The organism is Candidatus Baltobacteraceae bacterium, from assembly GCA_036559195.1.
Taxonomy (GTDB): Bacteria; Vulcanimicrobiota; Vulcanimicrobiia; order Vulcanimicrobiales; family Vulcanimicrobiaceae; genus JALYTZ01.
Genome location: DATBTN010000003.1, coordinates 16,529 through 29,320, shown reverse-complemented (window position 1 = coordinate 29,320; position 12,792 = coordinate 16,529). Strand labels below are relative to the sequence as shown.

Here is a 12,792-nt window from a genome sequence, read left to right as displayed (position 1 = left end):
GCGCCGAGGCGACCCGCACGCGGCTCCGCCGCTGCAGGCGATCCCCATCGCGACGCAGCGTCGCGCGTACAAGCTCCTCGAACAATACGTTTATGGGCCGGAGGCATGGAACTACTCGCCCGCGCTTCTGCAGCACATGGTTTCGCAATACCGCGACGACGACTGGGACGGCAGCCTTCCGCCGCGTCACGACGTCGCGGTCGAGCAATTTGCCGGTGCCTATCAGATGGCGACGCTCGGCCGGCTCTTCGCACCGGTAACGCTCCAGCGTCTCGACGACATGCAATATAAATACAAACCGGGAACCACGATGAACCTCGCGGACCTCTTCGACTGGATGCAATCGGCGATCTACGGCGATGTCGGCAAAGGACATGCGATCCCGCTCGTGCGGCGCGACTTACAAGGCACCTATCTCGCGCTGCTCTCACGCCTGACGAACGCTCCGCTGCCGGGAACGCCGCCGGACGCGCGATCGATGGCGCGCTTCGAACTCGGCGCCCTTCACGCGCAACTCCAGAAGGCTCTCGCGCGCGGCGGGTACGATGTGCTCACGCGCGCGCATTTGGAAGAGCTTGCCAGCGACGCCGACCGTGCACTCAAAGCGCAGACGGTCACCTCGGCGGCGGTTTCTAAAGCGTAGGTATCGTCGCCGCCTCGCCGCGCTCGAGCGCGTCCGCGGCTTCGTTTAGCCGCACGGCGAGCGCACGGGCCTCGCGTGCGACGTTCGTGGCATTGTGGCGCAGGATCGGTTCCCACATGGCAAAGGACGACCGCCCGAGGCGGCGCATCTCGCGCGCCGCCGGTCCGCAGAGCGCATCGAGCGCGGCGGCGTTCGTTTCGTCCACGAGTGACGAGGCGAAGAGCGTTGAGACCAGTTGCGGTAGATGGGACGTGCGTGCGACGAGGCGATCGTGCTCCGCGGCATCGATCGCGAGCGGATTCGCGCCGAGCGAGCCAATGAATCGTCGCGCCCGCTCGTCGAGCTCCGAGCTCCCCGAAGAAACGTAGGCCCACGTGCATCCCTCGAAGAGGTCGGCGCGCGCCGCAAGGGGACCCGTGCGTTCGGTCCCGGCCATCGGATGGCTCGCGACGAACTGCGGCAGTGCGCGTCCGGCCGCGCTCACCGCGGCTTTGACCGAAGCGGCGTCGAGGATTAGTTCCGCGTTGACCGGTCGCGCTCTCAACCGCTCGATCTCGGTAAGCACGCCGTCGAGGTGCGTTGCCAAAACGAGAACGTGCGCGGCGTCGTACAGCGCGTCCGGCGAAGCGGCCGCGTCGATAGCGCCCGCGCGGCGCGCGTTTTCGAGGGCGGCGGGGGCGATGTCGCAGCCGAGAACGTGCCAGCCGTTTGCGCGCGCGCGCATGCCAATCGACGCGCCGATCGCGCCGGTGCCGACAATGCCGAGGATACGCGCGCTCACGGCGCCGCGCCCGGAAAGAGATCGGGCCGCAGCGCGGCCGCTTTATCGAGATACACGTGCTCGATCTCGCGCTGACTGCGCCGCGTATTGACGTGCATGAGGATTCGAACGACTTTGTCGAGCGATCCCGGAACGTCGATCTCGCTGAAGTGAAGCATCGGCACGTGAACGAGCCCCATTTCGCGCGCGCCGAGCGCCGGAAAAGCCGCGCGTAGATCCGGCGTTAGACTAAAGAGCACCGATGCGATATCGTCGGTGTCGACGCTATTGCGGCTCAGCATCTCTCCGAGGAGACGCTTAGTGGCCGTTACGATCGCGCCGGCGTCGTCGGCATCGACGGTGATCGCCCCGCGGACGCCGCGCATCTTGAACTCGTTCATACCGTCGCCCGCGCTTCGTGCGCGATCGGAATGGTATCGAGATCGGCCATGATCTGCGCGAAATCGTCGAACGTCAAAGCCTGCTCCTTGTCGCTCTTGGCCTCGGGCGGATTGGGATGAACCTCGACGAGCAAGCCGTGCGCGCCGACGGCTTTGGCCGCGCGGCAGAGCGGCCGAACCCAGCGCCGCACGCCGACGCCGTGACTCGGATCGACCAGCACGGGCAAGTGGGAACGCTCGCGCAGCACGGGCACCGCCGAGAGATCGAGCGTGTTGCGCGTCGAGGTTTCGAACGTGCGAATGCCGCGCTCGCAGAGAATCACGTTGGGATTGCCCTCGGCCATGATGTATTCGGCGGCCGCGAGCAGTTCGTCGATCGTCGCGGAGAGCCCGCGCTTCAAAAGCACGGTATGTCCCGTGCGGCCGACCGCTTTGAGCAAATCGAAGTTTTGCATGTTGCGCGCCCCGATCTGCAGCACGTCGATTTGCGCCGCCATTCGCGCCACCTGATCGATCGTCATCACCTCGCTTACGACGGGCATTCCGGTCGCGCGACCGGCTTCGGCCAGGAGCGCGACGCCCTCCCACCCGAGACCCTGGAACGCGTACGGGCTGGTGCGCGGCTTAAATGCGCCGCCTCGCAGCATGACCGCGCCGCGCGCCTGCACGGCGTGCGCCGTTTCGATTATCTGCTCGCGCGATTCAACCGAACACGGGCCTGCGATGATGGCGAATTCGCCGTCGCCGATGCGAACGTTGCCGATCTGCAGCGTGCTGCCCGCCGGACGCGCCGGGCGCGAAACGCGCGGTAGCGCCGAATCGGCTGCCGACGCGAAGACGCGCGGCTGCCAGGTCTCCGGCAATCGCTCGAGTGCCGGCTGCGACGGTCGATCGTTGGCTCCAATCGGAGCGCCGTCGTGTGCGTCGTAACTGCCCAAGACGACGAGCGTTCGGCAATCGCGGCCGACCGCCGCGAGCGCGGCGGCAACCTGCGCGTTGGCAGCATCGCCGGCGATATCGGCGTAAAAGATATGATCGTCGCCATGACCCAGCCGCGGCTTCGATTCGAGTTTACTGAGGTTCACGGCGGATGCGGCGAGATGTGCGAGCGCGCGCGCGAGCGTTCCCGGGGCGTCGGCTAGACTAAAGATCAGCGACGTTTTGCGAGGCCGCGTGCCGGTTGAAATTGCCGTAGCTCCGACCGGCGTCGCGTGCGCCGGACGCACCAGCAAAAATCGCGAATATGTATTGGGATCGTCCGTGCAATTGGCGGCAAGTTCGATCAAATCGTAGGCGCGCGCTGCGGACGCCGGAGCGAGCGCGGCGATGGCCGGATTCCCGCCGCGCGCGACTTCGCGGGCGGCGACGCCGGTATCTTCGCAGGGGAGAGCGCGCACCGCCGGCAGGCCGCTCAAAAACTTGCCGCATTCGGCGATAACGAGCGGATGCGCGAGGACCTCGCGCACGCCTTCGAGCGTCGATCCGCGAACGCCGATCAGGCGATGATCGGTGCGCCACAGCACTTCGGCTACCGGAACCAGCGCGAATTCGGCAATCAGATCGTAGCCTTCGCGCACGGTGCCGCCGATCGCGTTCTCGATGGGGAATACGCCCAAATCGACGCGTCCGCCGGCGACCGCCACCGCAACGTCGCGATAGCTCGACGCGCCGACCGTGCTGCCTTCGATCCCGGCAGTACAAAAGTAATGGTCGAGCACCAGTTGTGAGTACGCGCCCCGAACGCCTTGATAGATTGCGATTGCCATGCTGCTCCCAGCTACAAAGAAAAAACCCCCGCCGGATCGGCGAGGGTCTGCGTAACGTCTCTCGTGTTATGCGCAAACGATCTCAGGCCGACCCTGCGGGCAGCTGAAGGTAATAGTACGCAACGTAAAGCCAAGACACGTGTGACATGTGACCTTCATAAAAGCACGATCCATCCCGGCTGTCAAGCCGGTTCGCGCGGGCGGACGCCGGTAATCCCAAACCGTTTCGCTAGATTTCAAGAGCCTCGAGCGTTCGTGGGGTATAGCGCGTAGCGGCCCCCGTCGCATTCGGTTTTGACAGCTTCGCCGTTGTCTCGTTGAGCCGTTCCACGAGGGCCACGACGTCTTTTGCGCTCATGCTTTGTCGCGGCGTAACGGCGTACAGCGAGTTCGTAATTATGAGGCCGTCTGGATTGGCGATAAAGCGCGGCACACCGACGTAGCTTGCCGCTATTGGGGCAAAACGCGGGGACACCACCTTCGGAGCAACGCCGCCCAGGTACGCACGGAGCGCGGGAAACCTGTCAACGTCGGCGGCGGATACTACGAGTAATACATGCCTGTCGGGACCGTCCCGCACAACGGGGATTCCATTTTTCGGAAAGGCCGTCGACCCGCCAAGTACCGGTTTGACGAACTGCTCTAAACCGTGCTCCGTTGCTTTCGCACGCGTCATGACGAACAGCTTACTATTTCCAGTCACGACGCCGCGCGCGACGCGTGCGATCTCACCTAACGTCATCTCGTTGACTCCACAAATAAGCCGAGGTCTGTCATGCGGTGAGACCAGAAGATCGTAAGACCTGCGGCCTGTGCCGCGAGTACATTTGAGACTGAAAAGACGCCTGCAAGCATCGCACTTGGGACCACGTTCGCGCGTCCGAACGCGTCGATCCACGCGGTATGCTTTGCGAGGGTGTCGTGGTTAAGGCGTTTGTAGGAATTAACTCCGCTGTTTGATACTTTGCACTCAATCGGAAGCATGCGATCGTCCCAGAGCCTGGCCAGAACGTCGGCTCGCTCCGGGCCAAAATCAATCTCATTCTCGGACACAATGCCGTGCGCGGGAAATTGCGCGTACGTCGATATTTTCTTTGCAACGCGTTTACCGGCAAAACCAATGGATTTTAAATAGTCGCGCACGGCGAACTCCTGGTCTTTCTTCGCAATCGACCGGCGAGCGCTTTGCAGCCGTTGCGCGGTGTGCAGCAGTGCCGAGGCGAAAATAGCGGTGGCCCGTTCGCCACCCGTCGGCTCGCGGTCCTCCGCGAGCCAGCGAAAGCGCCGCGGATCGATCGTCTTGCGGATTACGTCAAGGACGCGCTGCGCCGCTGCCGGGTCTGAACGCAACCGCTGCGAACTCAATGATTCGACATCCGCAAGGTTTTTTAGATCGTCCTCGGAGATTGGTGGGCCGGGGAGGTAGCGCAAAGCGTCGAGCAGTTTGGCGTCAACGATTCCGGGAATGTCGTCGGCTGTGAGCTCGTGTGGTTTAGCGACGCCGTGCTCATCGAACAAGCGCGTGAAGTCGGCACTGCGCCGATCCACCTCACGCCCCCACTTTTCAAGTGGTTCATCAAAACGAGTCTTTCGAAAGATTGCCAGCGCAGCCGCCGCGTCGGCGGTGATTTCGTCCTTTGTCCACTTTCCCGGAGGTGCGCTCAAGCCGGAACCTCAAGCGGTAGCGCTTCCATCTCGCCTGGTTCAAATTTCTCGAGTCCCCCATGATACGTCCGCCCCCGACCCACGAATGAAGCGCGGTTGGCATTAAGCGTTGCGACGATACGGGCGATCGTGTTTGAGCCCATCGGCGCTCGTGGGTAAAGCCCATGTGCGACGTTGAGGAGGCCTAGACCATCTGGGTTCGCCGCAAAGAGCGGCGCTTGACGGGCCATATACGTTGCGACGACCGGCGGCTTCGGAAATGCGAGGGACCACCATGGCGACCGGTGAGAAGTGACGTATCCGGTGTTGACGCCGGCGGCCTCTCCAGCGGCGAGATACGCCGCAAGGCGCCCATACTTCGAGGGATTTGTATCCCTAGGTACTTCAAGCCCTACGAGCCGATCCGGGCTGTCGTGCAGAACGCCGCAAGCGGCAGAGACTTCCTCGCCTGCACTGACGATTGGTACGCAGAAGCGTTCGATCCCGCGATCGCGCGCTTGGCACCGAGTCATCACAAAGAACGAGTTAGCGCCCGTCACTTGTCCGCGCGAAACCCGGAACGTCATCCCGAGGGTGTTACCCGTAACCTCGGGAACAGGTTCCCTCAAAAACGGTGACCAACGCTTCGCACTGCTCAAAGCCGCCCGCTCGATTTCTTGCCCGACATGTTCTAGTGTAACAACGGTGTTTGCATTTTGTATGTGCGCGACTCGTGCGGCCGTTCGCTCCTCGCCGATGCAAAAGGTTGTTATTGCCGCCGTGGTCATCGCGTCACTAAACGGGACACTCTTGGGATCGAAAACGGTCAACGATCGCCCGCCAAGGCCGTTTGTAAACATCGAGCGGATGACGCTGCCATACGCAACGTCAAGCCACTCAGCCGACGTTACAAAGGTCCCTATGTCGCCCGGAACTCCGTGCTTCGCGAGCGTCGCTAAATAGAAGATGGCATGGAGACCGGCGAGACCGGAAACCGAATGTCCCGCTTTCATTGCGAGCCACGCGGCGCACCCTTTCGTCTCGGGAGCCAGAGCGTGATGTCGAACGTAAGGCGGGTTCCCGACGAACGCAGTGCGCCCGTCGTAGCGCGGGATTTCCATCTGAACGTAGTCGGCTTGCCTGATGCGCGCGTGTGTCGCACCGACGGCCGCCAACGCCGCTCTTGTAAGTAACGTAGCGATAGGATCGAGATCCACAGCGATAATTTCGAGATTGCGTCGATGCATCGCCGCCGCGACGGCAAAACGGCCGCTCCCGCAACCCGGATCGACAAGTCGGTCGGGACGCTGCGCAAGCGCCCACTCCATCATCGGATCCAAGATCGTCGAGCCCGTATAAAACGCTCCCAGGGGACGCCGTTCAAGTGGCGACCGGAGCGCGCAGAATGCGGCGCCTAACGGGTCGGCGCCATCGCGAATCGCTGCGCGGGCGCGCCGTGCGTCTCGCTTCGTGACTGGCGACGCCCGGTGCGTGAGTAACGCTTCGCTCTTGGTTAGCGGTCCGCCGACATCGAGTGCGCCACAAGCCAGCGCAAGCCCAACCAGTTCCCGTAGTGATTCAGGGCTTCTCATTGCGAACATACGTTCGACGAGCGAATGCTAAGCATCCTCTCGCGTTTCTCGATTCATTTGGTGCTACAGCAGTGCGTTGAGGTCGGCGTGCGAGATGCGGTCGGATGCGAAGTCGAACGTGCCGCGGTCGCGCATCTCGGCGGCTGCCTTGCGAAACGCCGCCATGGCGTGTCCGTGGGCCGAACCGCCGCAACTGATACGCCGAACGCCCAATCGTTTCAGTTCCTCGACCGATGGTGAATCGGGCGCCGCCAGAACGTTGAGCGGCGCCGCGATCGCGCGGGCGAGTTCGCCGATCGTCGCGGCGTCGGTGACGCCCGGCACGAAGATCGCGTCGGCGCCGGCCGCAACGTACGCGGCGGCTCGTTCGAGCGTTAGACCCAGACGTTCGCCGGGCTCGCCGATCGAGGCCAGGAAGACGTCGGTCCGCGCGTTGATCACGAGATCGATCCCGCGTTCGCGGCTGGTTTCGCGAATCGCGCGAATGCGTTGCGCCTGCAATTCGATTGGAAGCAATCCGCGATCGGCCGCGTCCTCGAAGTTCAACCCAACCGCGCCGGCGTCGATCGCGCCGCGCGCGGTTGCGATCGCGTCCTCGATCGCAGTCCCGTAGCCGCCTTCGAGGTCGGCGGTGACCGGGAGCTCGACGGCTGCAACGATCGCCGTTATGGCCGCGAGCATCGCGGCGCGCGGCATGCCTTGACCGTCGCGAAATCCGTGTACGTTCGCGATCGCGGCGCTGGTCGTTGCGATTGCCGGAAAGTTCATCGTCTCGAGAATTCGTGCCGTTACCGGATCCCAGGCGTTTACCAGGAGCAGCGGCTCCGCGGCTCCATGCAGCGCGCGTAATCGCGCGGCTTTTTCGGCTTGCGTCATCGTCATCGGGCAGGACTGCAACGCGGGCCGCGGCAACTCCTATGGGCATCTCGCATCTCGACCGGAGGGTGAATATGGAAGTAAAACCGTCTTACCTCGGCACGATGATCGCCCTTGCGACCGCCGCATTCGGACTGATAGCGGCGCTCGCGTGGAATAAGTTTATCACCGACCTCATTGGGCTCTTTCTTAAGGCCGGCAGCGGCGTCTGGGCGGAGCTCGTCTACGCGATCATCATTACGATCATCGCCATCATCGTGATTCAAAATCTCGCGAAGCTCGCGGAGCGCGACGCCGGCCCTAGGGTTTAACGCGTCTCTTCGGAGCCTCCGAATGTTCGGGGGCGACCTGCCCGTAGTTCAGTAACGAGACGAGCAGGACGCCCCCGATCACGTTTCCGACGAAGACCGGAATCAGAAAGTGGAAGACGTAACTCTGCACGGTGGCGGCCCCGGACGCGACCGCGTAGATCGCTTCGACGGAACCCGCGATAATGTGGCTCAATCCGAGAAAGCCGACCAGATACGTAATGACGAGAATGACCGTTATTTTTTGATTGCCGGCGGCAGGCAGCAGCCAAACCATCAGCGCGATCAGCCATCCGGCAAAGATGCCCCTTAGGACGATCGTTCCAAAACTCGGCGCGAGCGTAGCCAGGCCGAGTTCGGTAAACGCGGCTTTAACGTGCGGGTCGAACGTCGACGTGTGCGCGAGAACGGCCGCGATGATCGCCGCACCCACGAGGTTTCCGGCTAAGACGATCGACCATAGCCGGCAGACCTTCAAGAAGATCCCGAGTTTACGCGGTTCGTCGAGCAGCGGCAGAATCGCCGTGACCGTGTTTTCGGTAAAGAGCTGCTGGCGCCCTAAGACGACGATGAGGAACCCCGTGGTATAGCCGAGATTCTCGATCAAAACGCGCCACGGAGACGCCGGCAGGGTCGCATGCAAGAAGCCCGGGACGATCAGCGAGAATCCCATCGAGAGGCCCGCGGCGAGCGCCGAAAACGCGAGGGCGGAGACCGAACGGTTCAGCTCGGCATCGCCTTCGCGACGGACCGTTTCGAAGACGACCTCGGGTCGCAGCGCGGTCCGCTGGGTCACCTGGGCCTCTTCGGTTCCCGTGAGCTGGACGGTGTTGCCGGCCTCTTCGCTTGCTTCGGCGCTCTTCTTTCGCGTCACGTACGCTCTCCGCTCGTTGGATGTGGGCGGTTCGTTTCCACTTTGACCGTACTTCTAACGCCACGGGTCGCCGACGGATGTTTGAAGAAGAGCCTCGCGTGAAACCGACCAAAGCCGAACGCTCGATGCTGACCATGCAGAATCTCCGCAACGTTCTCGATCGTTTTGCGACGTGGGAAGAAAACCAGCCAATCGGACCGGGCGAGGTGCGCGCGGTGCTCGTGGACATGTGTGCGGCGATTACGAATCTTGCGTACGAGGTCTACGTCGACGAGGATGAATCGGCCGCGCTTTAGCGCGCGCGAGCCTCAGGCATCGGCCTCCATGAATCCCTCCGCAACGAAGACCGCGTTGCCGCCGACCTCGACCGTTTCGAGTGCACCCGAGGCGTCGCATCCGAGCGACACGTGCAACAGGCTGCGGCGCAGCATTTTCGTTCCCTGCTCGACCACGAGGCGGACTCCATCGCGCGCGTCTAGGAGCCGATGTCGCACCATGTAGGCTGCCAGCGGTCCGGCCGCAGATCCGGTGGCGGGGTCTTCGGCGATTCCGAGCGCGGGTGCGAACATGCGGGCGTACGCGCCTTTCGGCGTCGGCGCGAAGAAAAAGATTCCGTTGAAGGTAGCGTCCGCATTCAAATCTCGAACTGCGGCCGCATTGAGCGTCGCGCGATCTACGGTCGATGCGTCGCGTAGCGCGGCGAAAAGAAACGGCGCTCCGGCGCTCGCGATTTGCGGCGGCGCGGATTGGATGAGATCGCCGGCAGACAAGCCGAGCGCCCACGAGCATCGGCTCGAATCGACCTCTTCTCCGAACTCGATTGGCGGCGTAACGAGCCAGGCCATAAAGGGATCCGACCGCGTTTCGATGCGGACGGGGACGTCGCCGACCGCTTCGGCCAGGAGCATCTGCGTCGCGCCCTCCGGCAAGCGCCCGAGCATCGTCAGCGCGAACGCCGTACCGATGGTGGGATGCCCCGCGAACGGAAGCTCGCGGCCGGGCGTGAAGATACGCACGGAGGCGGTGCGCGGCGGCGCGGCGGGGGTGACGAACGTCGTCTCCGATAGATTCAGTTCGCGCGCGATCGCCTGCATCTGCGCGTCGTTTAGGCCGGCGGCATCGGGAAAAACGGCGAGCTGATTGCCGGCGAAACGATCGCTTGTAAAAACGTCGCAAAGGATGTAACGGTATTGCGTCATGGAAACCTGTGACTCACTTTTCTAGCGACCATGCGCCGACGTTCCAGAATGCGGTCGAGAGCGACGTCGTCTGATTGTGAATGCGTGTCGAAAACGCGTCGAGCTCGCGGCGCTGATAGAGCAGGGCAATCGGCAGTTGCGAGATCAGTTGCTCTTCGAGGCGCGCGTAGATCGCTTTGCGCTTAGCGACGTCGAAGGTCGTGCGACCGGCATTTAAAAGCGCATCGATGCGCGGTTCGCAGATGCGCGACTTGTTGTAGCCGTGCGGCGGCACGTTGGCGCACGCGAATTGATCGGTCGTATCGGGATCGTCGCCGTTGACGAAGGGGTAGAGGGCCATTTGGAATTTGCCGCCGTAGACGGGACCGCCCGCATCGGCCGGCGCCACGAACTGCGTTACGTTGAACTGCTTGAGCGAAACGTCGACCCCAACGGCTCGTTCGTACTGCTGGATCGCACTCCCGATGATTTGATCGCCGGGCGTCGCGGCTTGAACGATCAGCAGCAGATCGAGCGTCTTGCCGTTGCGATGACGCAATTTGTCGGGCCCGAGATGCCAGCCGGCGCTATAGAGTAATACGCGGGCTCGCGCCGGGTCGTACGGGATATCCGGGTAGGCGTGCGCATCGTACGCCCAAATAAACAGCCCCTTCCCGGCCGCGCGGCTATCGAGCGCGCCGCGGTAGCTCTTGGCGACGAGCGCCGGAACGTTCATCGCTTCGGCGAGCGCCCGGCGAACGCGCGCGTCGCTCGTGAGCGGATCCTGGGTGTTGAAGACGATCGCGCCCACCGCATCGACCGGCGTACTCGTCACGACGACGCCGGGCACGGCCTTGAGGATCGGATAATTCCCGAAGTCGAGATCGCTGAAGTATCCATCCACCTCGCGCGTCTTTAGGAGGTTGATCGCCGTGTTCGGATCGGCGACGAAGCGAATCTCGAGATGCTCGATCTTCGGTTTGCCCTGCCAGTAGTGCGGATTGGCATGCATCTCGACGCGATCTCCGTGAAGCCAGCGGTCGACCACGTATGGCCCCGATCCAATAGGCAGCGCGTCGAACGGAATGTGATTGAAGTCGGGATGCGTTGCGAGCAGATGCTTGGGAAAAATCGGAAAGCCTTGCGGGGCGAGTACGAGCGTCAAAAGCGGTGCGAAGGGCTTCTTCAAATGCAGCACGAGCGTCGACGGATCGGGCGCTTGCGCTTTCGCGACGTCGTCGTAGCCGTAGCGGCTCTGCACGTTGTTGGCCGGATCGTTGATCGCGTCGACGGACCAGGCGGCGTCGGCGGCCGTCAGCGGCGTGCCGTCGGCAAATTCGATGCCCTTGCGCAAGTGATACGTCACCGTCAAGCCATCCGGACTGATCCCCCCGTTGCGCAACGACGGAACGGCCGTCGCCGCATCGCCGATCAACTCGCCCTTGTCGTTGAACTTCACGAGATACGAGAACAGCAAGAGGCCCCACTCGGTCGATGAGGTTCCGTTCTCGAGCGCCGGATTGAGCGACATCGGCTCGCGCTGCTGCGCGATAACGATCGTATCCGGCCGCGCGGTAGCCGCGTTATTCGCCGCCCGCGTACACCCCCCGAACGCAAGCAAACAGCAAACAACAACGCCAATACGCGATATCACAACGCCCCTCTCTTTGTCATCCTGAGCCTGTCGAAGGACGGAGCCTGTCGAAGGACGGAGCCTGTCGAAGGGCGGGTTCGAGCGCGAACGGGAGATTCGGGTCGGCCGATAGCGCGATCGGATCGACGCGAACGGCCTCACCCTGATGAAACGCGGCGCCGGCGATCATCGCCGCGTTGTCGGTGCAATAGCGGGGCGGTGGAATAAAGACCGGCACACTCGTACGTTCGCCCCATGCATGCAAAGCCGCCGCAAGGGCGGAGTTCGCCGCAACGCCGCCCGAAAGAACGACTCCCGTGTACGCACCCTTTTCGAAGGCCTCGCCGACCCGCTGCATCAGCACGTCGACGACGGCCGCCTGAAACGACGCCGCCACGTCCTCGGGGCGCGCCGCTCGACCGTCGGCCGTTTCGAGAAAGTAGCGCACCGAGGTCTTTAACCCGGAGAACGACATGTCGAGCGAGTTGCGATCGGGGCGGCTGCGTGGAAAAGCGATCGCCCGCGCGTCGCCGTCTTTGGCCAAGCGGTCGAGCTTCGGGCCGCCGGGAAATCCGAGCCCCATCAAACGTGCGGTCTTGTCGTACGCTTCGCCGGCGGCGTCGTCGCGCGTGCGGGCGATGACGACCATCTCGGTCGCGTTCGCGACGCGCACGAGTTGCGTGTGACCGCCCGATACGAGCAACGCTAAAAAGGGATACTGCGGAACGTCGGCGCGATCGAGAAACGCGGCAAAGATATGGCCGTGCAAATGATTGATGCCGTAAAGCGATTTATCGAGTGCGAACGCCAGCGCCTTCGCAGCCGCGACGCCGACGACCAGGCTGCCGATGAGGCCCGGGCCGCGCGTCACCGCGATGCCGTCGATCGCCTCCAGGCTCGTGCCGGCACGCTCGAGCGCATCTTCAACCGCAGCGGAGAGCAGCGCGACGTGTTGGCGGCTCGCGATCTCGGGTACGATTCCGCCATACTTTTCGTGGAAGCGATCCTGGTTGGTCGAAACGCTTGCGAGAACGGTCGAGCCGTCGCGTACGACGGCGGTCGCGGTATCGTCGCACGAGGTCTCGATCCCCAAAAGAAGCATGATGCTTCCTTGGTG

The 12,792-nt window shown here is 63.1% G+C and carries 14 protein-coding genes; 3 read left to right on the top strand and 11 right to left on the bottom strand.

The features are described 5' to 3' along the window. The coding region (locus tag VIG32_00650; GenBank protein HEY8296521.1) for a zinc-dependent metalloprotease at nucleotides 1-643 on the top strand (643 nt) is incomplete at its 5' end. Here the strand turns inward: VIG32_00650 and VIG32_00645 are convergent. The 7 genes from VIG32_00645 to VIG32_00615 form a co-directional block, all read right to left on the bottom strand. Further along, complete coding sequence (locus VIG32_00645) at nucleotides 633-1,424, bottom strand: prephenate dehydrogenase/arogenate dehydrogenase family protein (GenBank protein ID HEY8296520.1); 792 nt, start codon at nucleotides 1,422-1,424, stop codon at nucleotides 633-635. The genes VIG32_00650 and VIG32_00645 overlap by 11 nt on opposite strands. Next, complete coding sequence (gene aroH, locus VIG32_00640; protein HEY8296519.1) at nucleotides 1,421-1,804, bottom strand: chorismate mutase; 384 nt, start codon at nucleotides 1,802-1,804, stop codon at nucleotides 1,421-1,423. Before aroH ends, VIG32_00645 begins: the two co-directional genes overlap by 4 nt. Further along, nucleotides 1,801-3,570, bottom strand: a complete 1,770-nt coding sequence (aroF, locus tag VIG32_00635) for a 3-deoxy-7-phosphoheptulonate synthase (protein ID HEY8296518.1) — start codon at nucleotides 3,568-3,570, stop codon at nucleotides 1,801-1,803. Before aroF ends, aroH begins: the two co-directional genes overlap by 4 nt. Nucleotides 3,571-3,799: 229 nt before the next feature. Continuing rightward, entirely contained in the window at nucleotides 3,800-4,312 is a 513-nt protein-coding gene (locus VIG32_00630) for a hypothetical protein (protein ID HEY8296517.1), read from the bottom strand. Then, nucleotides 4,309-5,235 carry a XamI family restriction endonuclease gene (locus VIG32_00625; protein HEY8296516.1) on the bottom strand — a complete coding sequence of 309 codons (927 nt, stop codon included), beginning with the start codon at nucleotides 5,233-5,235 and terminating at the stop codon, nucleotides 4,309-4,311. Before VIG32_00625 ends, VIG32_00630 begins: the two co-directional genes overlap by 4 nt. After that, nucleotides 5,232-6,545, bottom strand: coding sequence for a methyltransferase (locus VIG32_00620; protein ID HEY8296515.1), 1,314 nt, complete (start codon nucleotides 6,543-6,545; stop codon nucleotides 5,232-5,234). Before VIG32_00620 ends, VIG32_00625 begins: the two co-directional genes overlap by 4 nt. 324 nt (nucleotides 6,546-6,869) lie before the next feature. Further along, nucleotides 6,870-7,682, bottom strand: coding sequence for an isocitrate lyase/phosphoenolpyruvate mutase family protein (locus tag VIG32_00615; GenBank protein HEY8296514.1), 813 nt, complete (start codon nucleotides 7,680-7,682; stop codon nucleotides 6,870-6,872). Nucleotides 7,683-7,756: 74 nt separating this feature from the next. Between VIG32_00615 and VIG32_00610 the strand changes: the two genes are divergently transcribed. Next, nucleotides 7,757-7,993 (top strand): DUF5654 family protein, encoded by a 237-nt coding sequence (locus tag VIG32_00610; GenBank protein HEY8296513.1) that lies wholly within the window; start codon nucleotides 7,757-7,759, stop codon nucleotides 7,991-7,993. Here the strand turns inward: VIG32_00610 and VIG32_00605 are convergent. After that, the gene (locus VIG32_00605; protein HEY8296512.1) at nucleotides 7,983-8,864 is read right to left on the bottom strand and encodes a formate/nitrite transporter family protein; all 882 of its coding nucleotides are present in this window, start codon (nucleotides 8,862-8,864) and stop codon (nucleotides 7,983-7,985) included. The two genes, VIG32_00610 and VIG32_00605, sit on opposite strands and share 11 nt — an antisense overlap. Before the next feature lie 98 nt (nucleotides 8,865-8,962). Here VIG32_00605 and VIG32_00600 point away from each other — a divergent pair, with 98 nt between their 5' ends. Continuing rightward, on the top strand, nucleotides 8,963-9,160 hold the full coding sequence (locus tag VIG32_00600; protein HEY8296511.1) for a hypothetical protein: 198 nt from the start codon (nucleotides 8,963-8,965) through the stop codon (nucleotides 9,158-9,160). A 12-nt stretch (nucleotides 9,161-9,172) separates the two neighbouring features. Here the strand turns inward: VIG32_00600 and VIG32_00595 are convergent, their stop codons facing one another. Genes VIG32_00595 through tsaD form a run of 3 tightly spaced genes read right to left on the bottom strand, consistent with a single transcriptional unit; the run spans nucleotide 9,173 to nucleotide 12,777 of the window. Then, on the bottom strand, nucleotides 9,173-10,063 hold the full coding sequence (locus tag VIG32_00595) for a PhzF family phenazine biosynthesis protein (protein ID HEY8296510.1): 891 nt from the start codon (nucleotides 10,061-10,063) through the stop codon (nucleotides 9,173-9,175). A gap of 13 nt (nucleotides 10,064-10,076) precedes the next feature. Then, complete coding sequence (locus VIG32_00590) at nucleotides 10,077-11,663, bottom strand: peptide ABC transporter substrate-binding protein (GenBank protein HEY8296509.1); 1,587 nt, start codon at nucleotides 11,661-11,663, stop codon at nucleotides 10,077-10,079. Between the two features lie 49 nt (nucleotides 11,664-11,712). Then, nucleotides 11,713-12,777, bottom strand: a complete 1,065-nt coding sequence (gene tsaD / locus VIG32_00585; protein HEY8296508.1) for a tRNA (adenosine(37)-N6)-threonylcarbamoyltransferase complex transferase subunit TsaD — start codon at nucleotides 12,775-12,777, stop codon at nucleotides 11,713-11,715. Between the last annotated feature and the right edge of the window lie 15 nt (nucleotides 12,778-12,792).